Here is an 885-nt window from a genome sequence, read left to right as displayed (position 1 = left end):
CAATTTTTCAATGTCTGTTGTGATCTGCCAATATCTGTGTTCTTCACGTTTTCCGTGAATTATCTCTCTAATAAATCTTTTTTCACTATTGAGATCAGAAAACACTCTTTTAAATCTTTGCCAATCTAAATATTGAGTACGTTGCTTTGGAAGTAGCTCCACATAATGATTTGACCGAATCGCAACTATGTAGTTGAGACTCATTTCATCTAACACAGATATAAAATTAGTACCACTCTCACCATATAAACTATCTGCCAATACTAAATTGAATTTAAAGCCCATTGACTTGAGCTTTTTCATCAACTTGGCTGCTATTTGTGGTTTGGTTAGATACTTATCTCCTGGCTTCAATGTTTCACGAGGCTTATATACTTCAAACAGTAATGGAAAGGTCATTCCGCAGAACACACCATACGCTGTTACTACAACAATTCCATTCTCAATTTTTCCTAAATTTCCTATATACTGCCTTTTGACATAATCTGTTGACGAGCCTTTTTTCCTATCTCCAGTTTCGTCAATAATTAAAATGATTGGTCTACCCTTGATTACTTCTAAAATTAGTTCTAAACGTAAAGCTCTTAATTTTTCTATATCCCAAGGCGATTTAGTTAAAAAATGATGTAAGCCCTGCTGGTTATCCAACCCTACGATTTTTGCTATTTCCGGTAAGGTTTTCCGTTTTAATTCAGAAATACACCCCACATGTAGGTACTTAAATGCTTCAAAGCTCCTAACATCTGAAAACAGCTTTTTATACCACTGACAATATTCGTCCACGAATTTTACTGTTGGCGCTGCTGGCCGAGACTCAAACATTATCCCTGTAATGCTTTCATCGTTTTTACCCAATTATTCTCTCATAATAGTGACAAAAGAGGG

General features: G+C 35.4%; 1 protein-coding gene. It reads right to left on the bottom strand.

The features are described 5' to 3' along the window. Nucleotides 1–822: IS701 family transposase (locus UYI_RS0131370; protein ID WP_026086298.1), on the bottom strand; the 822-nt coding region annotated here is incomplete at its 3' end. Nucleotides 823–885 lie beyond the last annotated feature (63 nt).

The sequence above is a fragment of the Fischerella muscicola PCC 7414 genome, assembly GCF_000317205.1.
In the GTDB taxonomy this organism is placed as follows: Bacteria; Cyanobacteriota; Cyanobacteriia; order Cyanobacteriales; family Nostocaceae; genus Fischerella; species Fischerella muscicola.
This window is presented reverse-complemented; position numbering and strand designations above follow the sequence as displayed.